The organism is Affinundibacterium seohonense, assembly GCF_014284305.1.
In the GTDB taxonomy this organism is placed as follows: Bacteria; Pseudomonadota; Gammaproteobacteria; order Burkholderiales; family Burkholderiaceae_D; genus Undibacterium; species Undibacterium seohonense.
The window spans coordinates 352,966-369,061 of record NZ_JACOFW010000001.1 but is presented as its reverse complement, the minus strand read 5'-3'; the positions used below and the strand labels follow the sequence as shown (position 1 = coordinate 369,061).

15 protein-coding genes are annotated in these 16,096 nt (G+C 44.6%); 7 read left to right on the top strand and 8 right to left on the bottom strand.

The window, feature by feature from the left end; all coding sequences use genetic code 11:
- Positions 1-99: 99 nt before the first annotated feature.
- The 4 genes from lysS to H8K52_RS01550 all read right to left on the bottom strand — a co-directional run bounded on the left by lysS (position 100) and on the right by H8K52_RS01550 (position 5,734).
- Positions 100-1,632 carry a lysine--tRNA ligase gene (gene lysS / locus H8K52_RS01565; RefSeq protein ID WP_186920745.1) on the bottom strand — a complete coding sequence of 511 codons (1,533 nt, stop codon included), beginning with the start codon at positions 1,630-1,632 and terminating at the stop codon, positions 100-102.
- Positions 1,633-1,687: 55 nt separating this feature from the next.
- Positions 1,688-2,792 (bottom strand): peptide chain release factor 2 gene (prfB, locus tag H8K52_RS01560; protein ID WP_186920744.1). Its coding sequence is split into 2 segments (ribosomal slippage): positions 1,688-2,710 and positions 2,712-2,792, totalling 1,104 coding nucleotides; the frame shifts between segments, so codons are not numbered across the junction.
- Between the two features lie 220 nt (positions 2,793-3,012).
- A complete protein-coding gene (locus tag H8K52_RS01555) occupies positions 3,013-3,303 on the bottom strand; it encodes a hypothetical protein (RefSeq protein WP_186920743.1) in 291 nt (96 codons plus the stop codon).
- A 223-nt stretch (positions 3,304-3,526) separates the two neighbouring features.
- Positions 3,527-5,734, bottom strand: coding sequence for a YgiQ family radical SAM protein (locus H8K52_RS01550; RefSeq protein ID WP_246464220.1), 2,208 nt, complete (start codon positions 5,732-5,734; stop codon positions 3,527-3,529).
- Between the two features lie 346 nt (positions 5,735-6,080).
- On the opposite strand from H8K52_RS01550, the gene H8K52_RS01545 reads away from it, so the two are divergent.
- Both H8K52_RS01545 and H8K52_RS01540 read left to right on the top strand, forming a co-directional pair.
- Positions 6,081-6,668 (top strand): hypothetical protein, encoded by a 588-nt coding sequence (locus H8K52_RS01545; RefSeq protein WP_222613639.1) that lies wholly within the window; start codon positions 6,081-6,083, stop codon positions 6,666-6,668.
- Between the two features lie 107 nt (positions 6,669-6,775).
- Complete coding sequence (locus H8K52_RS01540) at positions 6,776-8,305, top strand: S1C family serine protease (RefSeq protein ID WP_246464187.1); 1,530 nt, start codon at positions 6,776-6,778, stop codon at positions 8,303-8,305.
- Between the two features lie 55 nt (positions 8,306-8,360).
- Here the strand turns inward: H8K52_RS01540 and H8K52_RS01535 are convergent, their stop codons facing one another.
- Positions 8,361-9,092, bottom strand: coding sequence for a hypothetical protein (locus H8K52_RS01535; protein ID WP_186920741.1), 732 nt, complete (start codon positions 9,090-9,092; stop codon positions 8,361-8,363).
- Positions 9,093-9,279: 187 nt separating this feature from the next.
- Here H8K52_RS01535 and H8K52_RS01530 point away from each other — a divergent pair, with 187 nt between their 5' ends.
- Together H8K52_RS01530 and H8K52_RS01525 are read left to right on the top strand one after the other, a co-directional pair.
- Positions 9,280-9,789 carry a DUF2975 domain-containing protein gene (locus H8K52_RS01530; protein WP_186920740.1) on the top strand — a complete coding sequence of 170 codons (510 nt, stop codon included), beginning with the start codon at positions 9,280-9,282 and terminating at the stop codon, positions 9,787-9,789.
- Between the two features lie 21 nt (positions 9,790-9,810).
- The gene (locus H8K52_RS01525) at positions 9,811-10,047 is read left to right on the top strand and encodes a helix-turn-helix domain-containing protein (protein ID WP_186920739.1); all 237 of its coding nucleotides are present in this window, start codon (positions 9,811-9,813) and stop codon (positions 10,045-10,047) included.
- On the opposite strand, the gene recJ is transcribed toward H8K52_RS01525, so the two are convergent.
- Both recJ and H8K52_RS01515 read right to left on the bottom strand, forming a co-directional pair.
- Positions 10,044-11,738 (bottom strand): single-stranded-DNA-specific exonuclease RecJ, encoded by a 1,695-nt coding sequence (gene recJ / locus H8K52_RS01520; RefSeq protein WP_186920738.1) that lies wholly within the window; start codon positions 11,736-11,738, stop codon positions 10,044-10,046. The genes H8K52_RS01525 and recJ overlap by 4 nt on opposite strands.
- 53 nt (positions 11,739-11,791) lie before the next feature.
- A complete protein-coding gene (locus H8K52_RS01515; protein WP_186920737.1) occupies positions 11,792-12,811 on the bottom strand; it encodes a hypothetical protein in 1,020 nt (339 codons plus the stop codon).
- An 86-nt stretch (positions 12,812-12,897) separates the two neighbouring features.
- Between H8K52_RS01515 and H8K52_RS01510 the strand changes: the two genes are divergently transcribed.
- The 3 genes from H8K52_RS01510 (at position 12,898) to H8K52_RS01500 (ending at position 15,338) form a co-directional block, all read left to right on the top strand.
- Positions 12,898-14,154: a lipoprotein-releasing ABC transporter permease subunit gene (locus tag H8K52_RS01510; protein ID WP_343044117.1), complete on the top strand. Its 1,257-nt coding sequence runs from the start codon at positions 12,898-12,900 to the stop codon at positions 14,152-14,154.
- Positions 14,147-14,833, top strand: coding sequence for a lipoprotein-releasing ABC transporter ATP-binding protein LolD (lolD, locus tag H8K52_RS01505; protein WP_186920735.1), 687 nt, complete (start codon positions 14,147-14,149; stop codon positions 14,831-14,833). The genes H8K52_RS01510 and lolD overlap by 8 nt, the downstream gene beginning before the upstream one ends.
- A 280-nt stretch (positions 14,834-15,113) precedes the next feature.
- The gene (locus H8K52_RS01500) at positions 15,114-15,338 is read left to right on the top strand and encodes a hypothetical protein (RefSeq protein ID WP_186920734.1); all 225 of its coding nucleotides are present in this window, start codon (positions 15,114-15,116) and stop codon (positions 15,336-15,338) included.
- A 94-nt stretch (positions 15,339-15,432) separates the two neighbouring features.
- Here the strand turns inward: H8K52_RS01500 and H8K52_RS01495 are convergent, their stop codons facing one another.
- The gene (locus H8K52_RS01495) at positions 15,433-16,071 is read right to left on the bottom strand and encodes a protein phosphatase CheZ (RefSeq protein ID WP_186920733.1); all 639 of its coding nucleotides are present in this window, start codon (positions 16,069-16,071) and stop codon (positions 15,433-15,435) included.
- Positions 16,072-16,096: the final 25 nt, after the last annotated feature.

The following is a 16,096-nucleotide window of genomic DNA, read 5'->3' as shown; positions in this document are numbered from 1 at the left end:
CTTCATTCTAAATACAAATTACATCATTGCATCGTTGCATCGTAAAAATAAAGGATGAGACATGTCTCATCCTTTTCTTAATTTTCCACTACGGTAGTTTTATTCCTCACGACGCAAATGTGGGAACAAAATCACGTCACGAATATTTGGTGAATCCGTGATCAACATCATCAAACGATCAATACCGATGCCACAACCGCCGGTTGGAGGCAAACCGTATTCCAGAGCGCGAATGTAATCGGCGTCGTAGTACATAGCTTCTTCATCACCTGCATCTTTGGCGGCGACTTGCGCCATGAAGCGCGCAGCTTGATCTTCTGCATCGTTCAATTCAGAAAAACCATTCGCAATTTCACGACCCGTCATGAACAACTCGAAGCGTTCTGTAATGCCAGGAACCGTGTCAGAAGCACGTGCCAACGGTGAGACTTCCGCTGGATAGTCGATAATGTAAGTCGGTTCCCACAACTGCGCTTCGGCAGTTTCTTCGAATAAAGCCAATTGCAATGCACCTAAGCCAGCCGTGGCGAATGGTTTAACGCCAAATTTCTTCAACTCTGCTTTGATAAATTCTGCGTCACCCAATTGTTCTGCTGTGTAGTGAGGCGCGTACTTATTGATAGCACCGACGATGGTCAAGCGTTGGAAAGGCTTGGATAAATCTAACTCTTTACCTTGGTAAGTCAAGACTGCCGTACCGTGTGCATCGACCGCAGCTTTGCGAATGACTTCTTCAGTAAAGTCCATCAACCACTTGTAATCTACGTAGGCAGCATAGAATTCCATCATCGTGAATTCCGGATTGTGACGTGGTGAGACACCTTCGTTACGGAAGTTACGATTGACTTCAAACACGCGATCAAAACCGCCGACGACCAAGCGCTTCAAATACAATTCTGGTGCGATACGCAGATACATTTCCATATCCAGCGCATTGTGATGTGTGATGAAAGGTTTTGCTGCCGCGCCGCCAGGAATGACGTGCAACATCGGTGTTTCCACTTCCATGAAATCATGGCTGTTCATGAAGCTACGAATGGAGTTCATCGCTGCGGTACGCGCTTTGAATGTGCGACGGGTTTCTTCGCTCATGATCAAATCGACGTAACGCTGACGGTATTTTGTCTCTTGATTGGATAAGCCGTGGAATTTATCAGGAAGAGGGCGCAACGATTTAGTCAGCAAGCGCAATTTCGTCACTTTGACAGTCAACTCGTCAGTCTTGGTTTTGAACAAAACACCTTCAATACCCAAAATATCGCCCAAGTCATAATGACGGAAGGCTTCCATTTCGGCTTCACCGGTTTTATCGCTAGTTACGTAGAGCTGAATGCGACCATCCGCTTTTAAACCAGATGCATCTTGTAAAGTCGCGAAGGCTGCTTTTTTACCCGCTTCACGCTTGAGCATCATGCGACCAGCAACAACAACTTCCACATTTTGCACTTCTAAGTCTTCACGACTTACTTCACCATACTGCGCTTGCAGATCTGACGCCTTATGCTGTGGACGGAAATCATTAGGGAAGGCAACGCCTTTCGCACGGATTGCGTCGAGTTTAGCACGACGCTCAGCGATGATCGAATTTTCGTCTTGTGGCAATTCTGCTGCTGTATTTTGTTGGTCGGACATGATTGTTCTCTAAAATTGAAATTGAAATTGTTTCGTTAGGTCGCGTGTTCTAAGACTATACGCCTTGCTTTAGCGACGCCGCGATGAATCCATCGAGATCACCGTCAAGTACCGCTTTGGTATTACCCATTTCGTAATTGGTGCGCAAATCTTTGATGCGAGATTGATCTAGTACGTAGGAGCGAATTTGGTGACCCCAGCCGACGTCCGTCTTAGTGTCTTCCAGATTCTGCTTCTCACTCATGCGCTTACGTAATTCCAGCTCAAACAACTTCGCTTTCAACATCTCCCATGCTTCAGCACGGTTACGATGTTGACTACGGTCGTTTTGACATTGCACGACGATGCCAGAAGGCGCATGAGTTAAACGAACCGCGGAATCGGTTTTGTTAATGTGCTGCCCCCCCGCACCCGATGCGCGATACGTATCAACACGCACGTCAGCTGGATTGATATCAATCTCAAATGATTCATCCACTTCGGGATAAACAAACAAACTTGAGAACGATGTGTGACGACCATTCGCCGAATCAAACGGTGACTTACGCACTAAACGATGCACACCTGTTTCTGTACGCAAGAAGCCATAAGCGTATTCGCCTTCCACTTTGAGTGTTGCGGTCTTAATGCCAGCAACCTCGCCATCAGATTGTTCGAGAATCTCAACTTTGAAACCTTTGCGCTCGCAATAACGCAAGTATTGACGCAGCAACATCGACGCCCAGTCTTGCGCCTCCGTTCCGCCAGCGCCAGCTTGAATATCGATAAAGCAGTTATTCGCGTCCATAGGATTATTAAACATCCGGCGGAATTCCATGCCTTCAACTAATTCTCTTAAATGAGCGGCGTCTGCCTCGATAGCTTCTAAAGTGTCTTCGTCATCTTCTTCACGCGCCATCGCGAAAATTTCGTTGGCGTCTTTGAGATCGGCGTCGATCTTGATGAGGGTGTGAACGATGGCTTCTAAGGATTTCTTCTCTTTGCCGAGTTCTTGGGCACGTTTAGGCTCTTCCCAAACTTTTGGATCTTCTAATTCACCGTTAACTTGTTCCAGTTTCTCTGACTTGATATCGAAGTCAAAGATACCTCCGAAGTTCGGCTTCACGACTGGTTAAGTCGATGAGCAGGTTGGCGATACTATTGAGGCGTTCAGCTTCCATGAGATTCTTCTGTAGGTGAGATAAATAAACCCTAAATTATACCTGACAGGTAGTATCAATTGCGTGAATTGGACGATTTAACGAGTGATAAACGAAAAAATGGCGGCAGTTAAACCCAAAGAGGTCGCAAGCAATTTTGGGTGTTGGCGAAGTTTCGAGGAGATTGGATTGAGAGCCAAATAAAAACGATTTATTTGGCTACCTAGCGTAGTAGTAAATACTACCAAACTGACTTTGAAACCGTCGGCTTAACCTGACGATGACTTGCAAACCAATCGGTTAATTTGGTTTTGAAGCATGTAGGACAGATATGAAATTGAGTTTGGCAGGATTGTCCGCCATTCGGGAAAGACTCTTCTTCTTCCAATTGTACTGTTGTGATCGTTTTCTCAGGTTCTGCACTTGACCAATTTTCATCCCAATGCGATTCAGCACCACAGACATCGCAGGTTAACTTATCAAACACTTCCTCGGTATGTTCCAAAATTAACACCGTCTTCATATGCTTCATCACGATTCTCCTTGAGATTGAGACTGACTACCGCTTTAAAAAAACCAAATTTCTCGATTATTTTCCTGCGGGAAATTGTAACGCGGCAATTTGAAAACTAGCAAAGAAATCGTTAGTGCTGTTGTTAGATCGATGAATCCATCTTTAGGACTGACCATTCAATCAGTCGCAAAGATGGCAATAAAAGCAATTTGACGTAATTGTAAATCTTGTCTGCGCATTATTACTTGCGTCCCGTTTTCGCGACGACCTTTTTGGGTTTTGCAGGGTTATAAGCAAGACCTGATTTGCCATTTGGGGGGGCAAGCTTGGCTGCCAATCGAGTAGCGGAGCTTTTTCCGAAGGTGTTGAGTTTAGGAGCGGTGCCTCGTTTCATCGCTACCATACCAGTGCTGACCAAGTTCGCCACAACAGGTGCTCTTGATGGAATTAAGTGTCGCTCGCTACTGCCGATCAAATCACCACGTCCCATACGTAATAATCCTTCTTTGACGATCTCATAATTTTCAGGCGCATGATATCGCAGCAATGCTTTATGAAATTTGCGAATTTTTCCTGATCGAGCAGTTTCGACTACTTCGGAATCCGCAGTGATTTTCTTCAGCGGATTCTTACGGGTGTGGTACATCGTGGTTGCCAAGGCCATAGGCGTTGGCATAAAGGTTTGAACCTGATCAAGCTTAAAATCATTCTTCTTCAACCACAAAGCGAGATTGACCATATCGTCATCGGTAGTCCCTGGATGCGCCGCGATGAAGTAGGGGATTAGATACTGTTCTTTACCAGCTTCCTTGGAGTATTTGTGAAACATCGCCTTAAACTCGTCATAGGCACCGATACCTGGTTTCATCATTTTCGATAAGGTATTGGTTTCCGTATGCTCGGGTGCAATCTTCAATAATCCACCGACGTGATGCGTGACCAATTCTTTGACATATTCAGGCGAACGTACAGCGAGGTCATAACGCAAACCAGAACTGATCAAGATTTTCTTCACACCCGGAATGGCACGTGCTTTCCGATATAAAGAGATCAGCTTACTGTGATCGGTATTGAGGTTGCTACAAATGCCGGGATAAACGCATGACAGTCGGCGACAAGATTCTTCAATTTTTTTATCTTTACAAGCCAGTCTATACATATTTGCCGTTGGTCCGCCCAAATCGGATATGGTTCCAGTAAAGCCTTTGGTCTTGTCGCGAATCTCTTCAATTTCACGCAAGATCGACGGTTCAGAACGACTTTGAATAATCCGACCTTCGTGTTCCGTAATCGAGCAAAAAGTACATCCGCCAAAACAGCCGCGCATAATATTGACTGAAAAGCGGATCATTTCCCAAGCCGGGATGCGTGCTTTACCATAGCTAGGATGCGGCGCACGCGCGTAAGCACGGTCATAGACACCATCCATTTCGTCCATCGCCAAAGGCAGTGGCGGCGGATTAATCCAAACATCGCGATCGCCATGTGCTTGCGAAAGTGCCTTGGCGTTCCCAGGATTGGCCTCTAAATGGAAAACGCGCGACGCATGCGCATACATCACAGGATCATCCTTAACAGCCTCGAATGACGGCAGTCGTATCACGGTGTTGTTGTGTTTATTCTTGAGCATCGCCTGACGTTCTTCGCGACTCATGATACGAATCGCTTGCTGTTTGATCACATCGGCTTGCTCTGCAACGACTGAAGCTACTGCCGAAGCTGGCGCTTGACCAGTCGCGCATTTCGCTTCTTTCTCCGGCATCATTTCGTACGGATTGGTATGCACTTCTATTTTGCCAGGTGTATCAATCTTGATTGATTGAATTTCTGACCAATCCTCATCTGGCAACCAATTTGATGGCGTCATGAACGCCGTGCCACGTAAATCACGAATTGACTTAATCGATTCACCAGCTGCTAGTCGATGCGTTAAATCGACAATCGCACGCTCGGCATTACCAAACAATAGTATGTCGGCTTTAGAATCAGGCAAGACCGAACGCTTTACTTTGTCTGACCAATAATCATAGTGCGCAATGCGACGTAGACTCGCTTCAATACTACCGATCACCACATTCACTTCAGGAAAAGCTTCGCGTGCGCGTTGCGCATAGACGACCACAGCACGGTCGGGGCGCTTGTTGGGATCACCATCTGGTGTATAAGCATCTTCAGATCGAATTTTGCGATCTGCAGTATAGCGATTCACCATAGAATCCATATTTCCCGCAGTGATGCCAAAATACAAATTAGGTCTACCTAATGCACGAAAATCTTCCGCGGAATGCCAATCGGGTTGACTAATAATGCCTACCCGAAAGCCTTGTTGTTCGAGTAGACGACCAACTAAGGCCATACCAAAACTTGGATGATCGATATAGGCGTCACCTGTGATTAAAATGACGTCGCAACTATCCCAACCAAGCGCGTCCATTTCGGCGCGAGACATAGGGAGAAAAGGTGCTGCGTGCTTACCGCCAACATCGGAACGGTAACGTGGCGAGGCAAATAGATTTTTAGGGGCTGGATTCATGGGCGTGATTTTACCTGAATCCATCCTATTGCGCCTGCGTCACATAATTTTACTTAAACTCTAAGCCTTTGTTTTTGTTGACAATTGTCGATCGACTTCTCAATTATCAAAGTTTGAATTTCATTTAAAGCAAGCATTCACAATAAACAGCAGGTAAAATCGATTTACCAAAATGCTGGATACGAATAGGAAACGCATAATTTTGCAAATAATTCCTATCAGAGTTAATACAGTTTTTCATTTGAGATAAGCGGCTTAAGCGATGAAACAACACAGACAAAAAATACAAAATGTGGGAACGATAATCCTATTTTCTGCCACCATAGCACTAACGGGATGCAGCACTACATCTGAAAAAAAATCAAAGCCCACAAGTAAAGCGGAGGCAGATCAAGCACTAGATGCCAGGTTTGGCTCAGCCATTACGTCTCCTTTAAGTGATTTGAATTTAATGAAGGCTGATATTCCGGAAGTCCTCATCAAAGCACGTAAGGCGCCGTATGTTGTTGTGCCAGGTGCTGAATGCGCTTGGTACGAACGCGAAATTCAAGAATTAAATGCCGTGCTCGGTCCAGATCTCGATGCTGTAAAAGTGGATGCCGATGGCAATATCGTAGAACGTGAACTGGGCAACGCCTCAGTCAATGCGTTAAGAAGTTTTACCGAAGGGTTTGTGCCTTTTCGGTCGTGGGTCAGGCGATTGACTGGCGCTGATAGCCATGCACGTGAAGTGGCGGCAGCAGGAATGGCTGGTATTGTCAGACGCTCGTATTTGAAAGGTGTTTTTAGCGCAAAATCTTGTTCGAAGTCCGAACAATCTGCTGTAGAGAAAAATTCTGAAACTAAATAGACATTGTTTGGTCAAATTTCAAAAATGAAAATGCAATATGATGTTGCGAATGTTTTGTTAACCTAGTCGTTTTTTATAATAATCAGCTTATGCAAAGAGACACTCAGATGTTTAAAAAGTTTTTTGTCGGTTTCAGTTTTATTGTAACTACGTCACTCTTTTCAATCAGTTTTGCAAACGCAGCAAACAACAAAGCAGCTGCCACAGCGTCCGGCAGTCATTTGGAAAAATCCGTCGTTAAAGTCTTCTCCACCTTGCGTGGTCCAGATCCATTTAAACCTTGGGGGAAAGCTTCACCACAGGAAGTGACCGGATCCGGTGTGGTCATAGAGGGACGCCGCATTTTGACGAATGCCCATGTGGTCGAATATGCGAGTCAAGTGCAGGTTCAAACTGGGCAAGAAGGGGATAAAGTCTCTGCGACGGTGGAAGCGATTTCTCGTGGCATGGATTTAGCTATCTTAAAACTCGATGATGAAAAGTTTTTTGATACCCATGCCGCAGTCATGCGCAGCAATAAATTACCCGAAGTCACCGATGCTGTATTCGCCTATGGCTACCCAACTGGGGGTAACTCGCTATCAATTACGAAAGGCATCGTCTCTCGAATCGAGTTTGTTGACTACGATGGCAGTACCGGCGGCTTACGGATACAAATTGATGCCGCAATTAATCCCGGTAATAGTGGTGGACCGGTGATCGCTGGCGACAAGATGATTGGCCTGGCTTTTTCAGGACTCATGAATGCACAAAATATTGGCTACATCATCCCCAATGAAGAAATTGAAATTTTCTTGAAAGATGTGGCTGATAAAAAGTATGACGGCAAACCGTCTCTGTTAGACGTCACACAAACTTTAGAAAATCCTACTGTACGTGACTATCTCAAACTAGATAAAAGCGTAGAAGGTTGCATCATTCACAGACCTTATGATCAATCCAGTACGGCTGTTTTGAAGGAGTGGGATGTAATCACGCAAATTGGTGATACCGCAATCGACAATCAATGCATGGTAAAACTAAAACCTAGCGTTCGCGTCATGTTTAAATACAAGGTGCAACAAATTGCTAGTAACGGCAAGGTCGCATTAAACATTGTCAGAGCAGGAAAACCGATGACGGTACAAGCCCCAGTTTATGTGGGAAGACCACACCTAATTGGTGATTTGCAAGGCGGCTATCCATCCTATTTTATTTTTGGCCCCATCGTTTTTTCGCGCGCCACTGTTGAATACTTAAGCTTCCTTTCCAATAACGCGCCAGCACTAAATGGCTACGCTTACAATGCCAGCCCATTGGTCACTATGCGCGGTGAAATGCCGACCAAGGAACGAGAAGAATTGGTCGTGGTCAGCTCTCCATTTTTTCCGCATAAACTGGTGACTGGATATAGCAATCGTTTTGGCTCGGTGATTTACTCAATCAATGGCATTCAGGTGAAAAGTCTCAAACACTTAGTCACCTTATTGCGCGACATGCAAGATGATTTGATTGTCATTCACTATGATCAGCGTTACGGGGAGACTATGGTATTGCCACGTAAGACAATGCTCGCCGAAACTGAAGGCATATTATCGGATAATGGCATTCGTTCTCAAGGATCTGCAGATATGATGAAGATCTGGAACGAGAAGTAAGCCATCAAAAAAAAGCACAGCGTTTTTTCTCTGTGCTTTTTTATTATTTGAATTTTTAATCGAATCGAACATCAATCAAAAAATATCTAGGAATCTTGAATTTTTGCCCAAGCTCTTCTGGTTTGATGCCCGAACCGTTGATGTCAACGTATTGCATAGCGCCTTTTTTCGTTTTGTAAGGCATCATAAAAGCTAAAATACTTTGGTTTCGATTGGTAGAAAAATCGACTTCCGTTTTACCAGATTGAAAACCTTTTAAGACCAAGTCTTTATGATCGACATTTAAGTTAAATTCTTTCACGACACCAAAACCTAAAAAGCGAAAATCAAATTTTGCTTTACCCGCACTAGTGCGCTGTGCCAACACATTGAAGTTAAATTCTTGTTCTTTTAATTTAAAAAACTCATCTTCTCTTGAATCGAAAATCTCATGGGTTTTGATCAGCTTTCCATTGACAAAGTCACTGATCGATATTTTAAAATCCTTGCCCCATAAATGGGTTCCAGTGAACTTTACCTTGCTATAGTTGATACCTTGGAAGCGCAAGACATTCATCAAGTCTTCATTATCAACAACTTCGGTTGTACTCAATTTGATGTTCGACTGAGCGCTGGCAATCGAGCTTGATAATATGAGGCTTGCGAATAAGAGGGCAATTTTACGCATATGAATTCCAGAGAAGTAAATTGGCAAATGTAACATCGAGTTGATGAATCGAACTAAGCAAGGTGAGCATCTTATCATCGCTCCCAAATCATCGAAATGGCTTTTTATCTTACCGCACAAGGAAACATTTACTTTAATTTTTACTTCAATTAATATTTGTTTTAACGATATTTTTCAATTGCTTACGTAAGAAAAATAGAGTGGGCGAGGCGTGTCTACCAAACTAGGCTTTCAGTTTTGCGAGATGATGCCAACGGTACAGATGTGATTTTGAGCTAAACCTAATTTCTTTTTGATGGAGTTTTTCATGAGTCCAGTTAAGACTTCAGCGATCTTTGGCGTTGGACAGTTAAGTATTTTCGTCAAAATCATGACTCTTATTTTTGCACTGAACTTAGTAATAGAACGAGGCTTGCAATTAATTCCCATCTACACTTTGGGTGGGAATTTTAATTGGCAAAACACATTGATGACGTCACTAAAGTTACCATTTTTCTGGACTGGTCTTTTGGTACCGATCACTTATTTATTCGCACTTTGGGGTGCTGCAAATTTTTTGAGAGGATTTGAACGGAGTAAGTCGTTCAATGGCGATTTGCTCAAAAGTCTACAGACGATAGGTGCTAATTTGATGTACGCCGCTATGGCAGCTATCTTGTTGGTACCGACTATTGAAGCTTGGATCAATCAAGGTTCTCGTGATCTAAAAACAGCTTGGGATGTTGAGGCGGTGACCATAGGTATGATAGGTTTGATCCTAAAATATGTTGCACAACGTGCGCAATCTTTACAAGGCGAAGTTGATAGTTTTGTGTAGTTTCAAGGCGCCAAGCAGATCATGCCTATACGCGTCAACTTAGATGTCATGCTGGCTCGCAGAAAGATGCGTGCTAAACAATTGGCAGCGCAAATCGGTCTTTCTGAGACGCAGCTGTCGATGTTGCGTACCGAAAAAGTGCGCGGCATACGTTTTGATACGCTGGCAAAAATTTGCCTAGTCTTAGATTGCAAACCAGCCGATATTCTTGATTATGATATCGACCCTGCTGATTTGCATATTGCGGACGAGGATTAAGCTTGTTCTACATGTTCAACCAATAACTGTACTTTGGTGACGCCATTGTATTCATTTGCATCAAGCCGAAAGGCGACGTTGATTCGTTCGCCAAAACTATCCGTGTGCCCAAACCAAATCGCATCGTAACGCATGCCATTTTTTTCTAATACCATTTTCAAATGGCGCTCTTTTAAAACGCGCTGCGAAACCAACTTAAATTCATCACAAAATATCGGTGGTGCAAAACCTTGTCCCCATACTTGGCTATCGATCAGTTCGATAAAATCGGTGGTGTAATAGGCATCTTCCAAAACACCATCGGTTTCGATGATGCGCTCTAGTTGTTCTTGACGTAGCCATGATTTGCCTACCGCTTCAAAGGCAGTTTGAAACGCAGCGAAATCGTCAGCACGTATCGTCAATCCAGCCGCCATCGCGTGGCCACCAAATTTTTGTATCAGACTAGGTGCATGTTTTGAGACTAGATCTAAAGCATCTCGTAAATGAAAACCCGGAATTGAGCGACCAGAACCTTTGATTAAACCTTCATCACCTGGTGCGAAGGTAATCGTCGGGCGAAAAAATTTGTCTTTTAAACGGGAAGCGACGATACCGATTACGCCTTGGTGCCAAGATTCGTCAAAGACCGTGATCGTGTGCGTGTCTTGTGCTTGAAAATCATCAAGATGGAGTAGGGCGACATCTTGCATTTCGCGTTCGATATCTTTGCGATCCGCGTTAATACTATTGAGCTCTTGCGCGATTTGCCAAGCGCGTCCTTCATCATCGGTGGTTAAACATTCGATGCCAAGTGACATGTCCGCTAATCGACCGGCCGCATTTAGTCGCGGACCGACAGCAAAACCTAAATCAAACGGGCTTGCCAAGCGAGGTTCGCGACCAGCAACACGGAATAAGGCGGCGATACCGGCATGCATACGACCAGCACGCATACGTTTTAAACCTTGTGCTACCAAAATACGATTATTCGGATCAAGCTTCACCACATCGGCAACCGTACCGAGCGCAACCAGATCGAGCAAAGTATCTAATTTAGGCTGATTCTGTTGATCGAACGCACCGCGCTGCCGTAGTTCAGCGCGCAATGCCAGCAATACATAAAACATCACGCCAACGCCAGCTAGATTTTTGCTAGGAAAATCGCAAAATGGCTGATTCGGATTCACTATCACTCTCGCTTGCGGCAAGGTATCCGCAGGCAAATGGTGATCCGTTACCAGCACTTCGATGCCACGCGCATTGGCCGCGGCGACGCCGTCAATACTAGCGATACCATTATCAACGGTGACGATAATATCGGGCGATTTTTCGCGTGCAGTGAGTTCGACGATTTCTGGTGTTAAGCCGTAGCCGTATTCAAATCGATTCGGCACGATGTAATCAACTTCTGCACCCAACATACGTAAACCACGCAAGCCTACCGCACATGCGGTTGCGCCATCACAGTCATAATCTGCGACGATCACGAGCCTCTTCTTGGCGGCAATCGCATCGGCTAGAAATTTTGCCGCTTTTTCGCTATTTAATAGACGATTAGGCGGAATCAATGCTGGTAAGTCGGTGAGTAATTCTTCTGCACTGAGAATGCCGCGAGCAGCAAAAAGACGCGCCAGGACAGGATGTAAGCCACTTTGCTTGAGGAGTTCTGCTTGTCGAAATGCGTAGGGACGAGTGCTGATGCGTGTCATATCAAGTTAAATTAAATTAGTAAATTACTGCTGCATCTCTGATGTGTTAACGATTATCTAGTCTGCTCTGATGGCTGCGCCAATTTCAATAAAATCTCCAAGCTAGGTTTGCGCCAAAACTTCCATGTTTGCGGGGCGCGGCAAGAAAATTGAGCCAAGCATTGGCCATCGCTTAACACCAATTGCAGAGTTTTAATTTGCTTGCTTTGTATAGCTTCTAATGCCGGCGCGAACCAATCACGTTCTAATTGATTCATCTGTGCTAACCAGGTTCCCCAATCACTATTGAGCGCAGGTTCCAAACAATTGTCAATTACTACGCTCTGCTTCGTATTCTTCTGCGTATTTTGTTGCTTAGATAAGTCAGCAAAACATTTGACACCCAATTCACATTGCAGAGTCTGTGGTTCCGCACTACCACTGTGTAACCAAACTGAGTTAATGGTATTGCGTCCCTGCTCATCACGTTGCTGATTCACAGGGTGTATGTGCCAGAGCATTTGGATTTCATTCTGCAATTTGCGCCAAGCAACTTCGTGTTCACCTTTCGCGATCCAGATTTCCATATTGTGACCAGCTGCGGCGTCTAAGCTAGCTGTTTGCAACGAGAACCATTCGTCTGCACGTAAAAACCAAGTCTTCGCATCGCCAAACACTAGCGTTTTTCCCAATTCTTCGCAAATCTCTTTGGCTGCTTCAAACAATGCACGTGACTCTTCGTCAGAAATATCAAGGCGGCGCGGATCGGTCATCACCATATGATCGCGGGCAATGTGAATATGGATTGGACTTAAGGTGAACCAAAATCCTTCCGCCTTTGGCTGGCCAAATTCTTGCATATGGCTATGGGTAAGTGGTGGGCTAGTCAGAATGGAGTTCGCTTTACTAAAATGCCGGCTGAGCCAAAACTCATGCGGCAACAACCTTGCGAATTCATCAAAGACGTGCACTTGATCTTGCTTTGCATATCCTAAAAGCATAGCAAGTGACGGCGTTTTCATTTGCTTGACTAATTCTTTAGCCAAGGAGGCGGGTGGTATGCCGAAAGGCAAAATAATTTCTAAATAGCTCATAGCGTCATTGTATGGCAAACTACGGGCTCTTGAAGATTTGTCCGCTTTTTTGTCTGCATATTTGTTTATTTGGAATCGCTCCTTTCGTGAAAAATCTCCCTTTTGAATGGCTGGTCGGCTTGCGTTATACCCGCGCTGGACGCCGTAGTAGCCGCAATAGTTTTATTTCTTTTATTTCGCTCATTTCGATGGCTGGCATCGCACTCGGTGTCGCAGCACTGATTATTGTATTGTCAGTGATGAATGGATTTCAGAAAGAAGTGCGGGATAGGATGCTGTCGGTTTTGCCGCATATCGAAGTGTTTGATGCTAGTGGTGTTATTCCAGATTGGCAAGCAACCGCTAAGCAAGCACAATTGCATCCCTCGGTTTTGGGTGCAGCGCCTTATGTTGATGCGCAAAGTATGATCGTCAATGATGGTGTCATGCGTGGCGCAGTCATTCGCGGTATTTTGCCAGACGAAGAACCGAAAGTATCGATTGTCGCAAGCAAGGTCAAAGCAGGCAAATTAACAGATTTAAAAGAAGGTGCCTTCAATATTATTCTTGGGGTTGAACTAGCCCGCGCTATGCACGTTGGGATCGGTGATAAAGTTACCTTGGCAGCGCCCGAAGGCCAATTGACACCAGCAGGTACCATTCCGCGTCTCAAAGGATTTACTGTGGTCGCGGTATTCGAAGCGGGTCACTACGAGTTTGATTCCGGTATGGCGTTTATTCATCTTGCTGATGCGCAGAAATTTTTCCGTCAAGACGCACCGACTGGTGTGCGTCTGCGTATCAAAGATATGTTGCAAGCACCACAGGTCGCCTTTGAGTTGAGCCGCTCTTTAGGTGGCAGTTTAATCACGCGTGATTGGTCACAGCAAAACAGTAATTATTTTGCAGCGGTGAAAACAGAAAAAACCATGATGTTCATTATTTTGACCTTAATTATCGCCGTCGCTGCGTTTAATTTAGTTTCGACTTTAGTCATGACAGTGACCGAGAAACAGGCTGACATTGCGATCTTGCGCACCTTAGGCGCGTCACCGATGTCGATCATGAAAATTTTTATGGTGCAGGGTGGTCTCGTTGGATTATTTGGCACCGCACTCGGTGTCTTGTCAGGCATCATCGTAGCACTCAATATCGACGTCATCGTGCCCTTTATTGAGAAGATTTTAGGCATACAGTTTTTGGCAAAAGAGGTGTATGTGATTAGCACCCTGCCTTCTGATTTACATTGGTCTGATGTATGGACTATTGGCGGTATCGCAGTCGTATTGGCGTTCTTGGCGACCATTTATCCTAGCTGGCGCGCTGCCCGCGTTAAACCTGCGGAGGCATTGCGTTATGAGTAAGCAACAAGCTGTTTTATCTTGTAAAAATTTGGCAAAAACCTTTGGGCATGGCGAACAAGCGGTCAAGGTCTTGCACGGTGTTGATTTCGCTATTCATGCTGGCGAGCGTATCGCCATCGTCGGTGCCTCTGGTTCTGGGAAATCGACCTTACTGCATTTACTTGGTGGTTTGGATACGCCAAGCAGAGGTATCGTAAATTTGCTAGGCAATGATTTCGCCAGTATGGGTGAATCTGCTCGTGGCGATTTACGTAATCAGTCGCTTGGTTTTGTGTATCAGTTCCATCATTTACTGCCCGAGTTCTCAGCCTTAGATAATGTCGCCATGCCCTTATTGATTCGCCGCATGAAGCGGGCAGATGCGCAAGAAGTTGCCAAAACCATGTTAACTAAAGTCGGTTTAGCACATCGAATCACTCACGTTCCCGGTGAACTCTCAGGAGGAGAACGTCAACGCGTTGCACTAGCACGTGCTTTGGTCACGAATCCAGCCTGCGTACTAGCTGACGAACCTACCGGGAACCTGGATCGAGGCATTGCGGATCAGGTTTTCGCGTTAATGTTGGAATTATCCAAAACCTTGGGAACGGCATTTGTGATCGTGACGCACGACGCTGAATTAGCGAAGCGTTGTGATCGTGTATTACGCTTGACTCAAGAAGGGCTAATCGAAGACTAATTTTTTCGGCAACTGACTTTAGTTTTTGGACTTTCACGTCTTGGATCTATAACGATTGAAATAGAAAATACATATCGATTCATCTCTAGCATTGATGTTCACCGAAACAAAACAACACCTGAGCGACAAAATATAAATACTGATTGCATGCACAGTAGTTTTGATTTACATTATCAACTACTGAACGCGCATACAGTGGTTTTAACGTAAATTATCAGTGTTTAGCTCGGTATTTTAGTAGTTTCGGCAATTCGACATCAGATTATGGAGATTTCATCAAATGACTAACTTAGAACAAACTCTTGATACGCGTTTCACTGTGCAATTTTCGCCGAGCACGTTTTTAATGCGTATTGGTCGTCGTGAAATTTTTGTATGTAATGACTTTAGAAATCGTCACTATCAAGTGAATCCGGTGATCGAATGCTCTACAGGAGTGCAGGCCGGGCATTTAGAAATTTTACTGTTCCGTAAATGGTTAGTGATTTTGTCAAAAGCAAGATAACGACAAGATAATTCAAATACAAAAGGGCTTTCCGGAAAGCCCTTTTTAGTTAACTCGCAGACCTAGAAGTCTATGCGTCTGCACTAAAACAATATCAAAATCCTAGATCAGACAACAGATCGTCGACACTTTCTTGATTGAGTTGAACACCACCTACAGCACCGGGGCCAGCTAGCAAATCATCTTTCTTCTTCGAAGATATTGCCCCATCAGGTGCGCCGCTGATCAACAAGCCCAAAAGATCTTTTTCAGTGCGCTCTAATAAGCTCACAACTTTTTTAATTAACTGCCCGGTAAGATCTTGAAAGTCTTGTGCCATCATGATGTCTGACAAAGCCTTCTCGGTCATCTCACTGGTATTTTTTGTTTCACCAATAAAAGCCCGGGTATTTTCTGCGAGAGCTAGTAATTCTTCCTTCGACAGATCTTGTAACGAAGTTTGATCCCATTGCGACAGCAGTTTGTCTGCATTTTTTTTAGTCGCTTGTTGTAATGGCAATGTATTTTCCACTGTCGATAAAACAGTATTCGCTGCCTTTTCAGTCAAAACAGCGACATGATTTAATCGCTCACGTGCCGATGGAAATTCATTTGATGCTTCCGCCAAAATTTCATCAGCACCAACCCAGGTTAATGCATCATGCAGTGCGCGAACCACATGGCCCAGCCCTTTGTACATCAATTCTGGATTATCTTCACCCGTGCTACTGATTGCCGGAGGCATTTGACTCATAACATACCCTTTCTAGCATATATTG

Coding starts and splice junctions, on each gene's coding strand:
- H8K52_RS01545 (WP_222613639.1), top strand. CDS start 6,081: ATGAAACAACACAGACAAAAAATACAAAATGTGGGAACGATAATCCTA.
- lysS (WP_186920745.1), bottom strand. CDS start 1,632: ATGTCCGACCAACAAAATACAGCAGCAGAATTGCCACAAGACGAAAAT.
- H8K52_RS01525 (WP_186920739.1), top strand. CDS start 9,811: ATGCCTATACGCGTCAACTTAGATGTCATGCTGGCTCGCAGAAAGATG.
- H8K52_RS01540 (WP_246464187.1), top strand. CDS start 6,776: ATGTTTAAAAAGTTTTTTGTCGGTTTCAGTTTTATTGTAACTACGTCA.
- H8K52_RS01495 (WP_186920733.1), bottom strand. CDS start 16,071: ATGAGTCAAATGCCTCCGGCAATCAGTAGCACGGGTGAAGATAATCCA.
- H8K52_RS01530 (WP_186920740.1), top strand. CDS start 9,280: ATGAGTCCAGTTAAGACTTCAGCGATCTTTGGCGTTGGACAGTTAAGT.
- lolD (WP_186920735.1), top strand. CDS start 14,147: ATGAGTAAGCAACAAGCTGTTTTATCTTGTAAAAATTTGGCAAAAACC.
- H8K52_RS01515 (WP_186920737.1), bottom strand. CDS start 12,811: ATGAGCTATTTAGAAATTATTTTGCCTTTCGGCATACCACCCGCCTCC.
- H8K52_RS01550 (WP_246464220.1), bottom strand. CDS start 5,734: ATGTCTCGCGCCGAAATGGACGCGCTTGGTTGGGATAGTTGCGACGTC.
- H8K52_RS01555 (WP_186920743.1), bottom strand. CDS start 3,303: ATGAAGCATATGAAGACGGTGTTAATTTTGGAACATACCGAGGAAGTG.
- recJ (WP_186920738.1), bottom strand. CDS start 11,738: ATGACACGCATCAGCACTCGTCCCTACGCATTTCGACAAGCAGAACTC.
- H8K52_RS01500 (WP_186920734.1), top strand. CDS start 15,114: ATGACTAACTTAGAACAAACTCTTGATACGCGTTTCACTGTGCAATTT.